This is a genomic window from Streptomyces sparsus (assembly GCF_054776295.1).
Genome location: NZ_BAAHCA010001138.1, coordinates 1 through 1,394 on the forward strand (window position 1 = coordinate 1; position 1,394 = coordinate 1,394).

At 74.5% G+C, this 1,394-nt stretch carries 2 protein-coding genes; one reads left to right on the plus strand and one right to left on the minus strand.

The window, feature by feature from the left end:
- The coding region (locus ACYVE9_RS26940; RefSeq protein WP_461030506.1) for a DNA-formamidopyrimidine glycosylase family protein at positions 1-248 on the minus strand (248 nt) is incomplete at its 3' end.
- A 261-nt stretch (positions 249-509) separates the two neighbouring features.
- On the opposite strand from ACYVE9_RS26940, the gene ACYVE9_RS26945 reads away from it, so the two are divergent.
- Positions 510-1,394, plus strand: an 885-nt coding sequence (locus ACYVE9_RS26945) for an ATP-binding protein (protein WP_461030507.1), incomplete at its 3' end; no start/stop codon positions are given.

Here is a 1,394-nt window from a genome sequence, read left to right on the forward strand (position 1 = left end):
CCGTCCGACCAGCGCAGCCACCCGGCGCGGGCCAGGTGCACCGCCAGCCACGGGCCGTCGGTGCGCAGCAGGAGGAACTTGCCGCGCCGGGCGACCTCCGCGACCGTGCTGCCCTCCAGCGCGCTCAGCGGCGGGTCGTACGTCTTGAGCACGCTGACGGCGACGGGGCGCACCTGCTCCATCCGCCGCCCGGTCAACCGGTCGGCGAGGAACCCGCGCAGCGCTTCGACCTCCGGCAGTTCCGGCATGCGACCAGTCTCCCGCAGCGCCCCCGCCGCCGCAGGTCCAGCGCACCCGGCCGCGGCAGCCCCCGGTCGCCGGTCGCCGGGTCTTCCGTCGCCGGTCTCCGGCCGCCGGGAGCGGTCGTTGTCAGAGGGCCGCCGTAGGATGACGCACCTGGACAGCACGGGTCCGACCGGCGGTTGACGCTGCCGGAAAACCCCAGCTCGGCCCGGGTGCTGCCAGCCGCTGACCTCTGTCGAACCACTCCCGAAAGACGGCAGCACGACATGAGAGCTGAGCTGATCGGACGCGATCACCCGGCGGCCCTGCTGCGGGCCGAGATCGGTCGGGCCACCGACAGCCACGGCGGTCTGCTCCTGGTCACGGGTGAGGCCGGCATCGGCAAGACGGCCCTCGCCACCGAGGCCGCCGACGAGGCCAGGCGCCGGGGCGCGCTCGTGCTCAGCGGCTCCTGCTGGGACTCCGACAGCGCTCCCGGCTACTGGCCCTGGACGCAGGTGGTCCGCGGGCTGCGGCGCGGGGTGACGCCGCAGGAGTGGGCCGCCGCCGCATCCGCCTCCGGCAGCTCCCTGCCGGTGCTGCTGGGGGAGGAGGCCGGAACGGCGGAGACGGAGCCGTTCCGGCTGTACGACGCGGTGACTGCCGCGCTGGTCTCGGTCTCCCACAGCAGACCCGTCGTCGTGGTGCTCGACGACCTGCACTGGGCCGACGCCGCGTCGTTGCGGCTGCTGGAGTTCGCCGCCCAGCACACCTGGTTCGAGCGGCTGCTGTTCATCGGCACCTACCGGGACGCCGAGGTGGACACCGACGGGCACCCGCTGCGCCCCCTGATGGCGTCGCTGGTCGCCAAGGCGACGACGCTCACCCTCACCGGTCTGGACCGGGAGGGGGTGGGCGCGCTGATGGCCCGCACGGTCGGCGCCCGCCCCGCCGAGGCACTGGTGACGGAGGTGCACCGGCGTACCGGCGGCAACCCCTTCTTCGTCGAGCAGACGGCCCGGCTGTGGCACAGCGGGGGGTCGCTCGACGCCGTCGCGCCCGGCGTGCGGGACGCCCTCGAACGCCGGCTGTCGCTGCTGCCCGAGCCGGTGCTGCGGCTGCTGTCCCGCGTCACCGACATCTTCTTCGGCATCCCGCTGATCCTCGGCGCA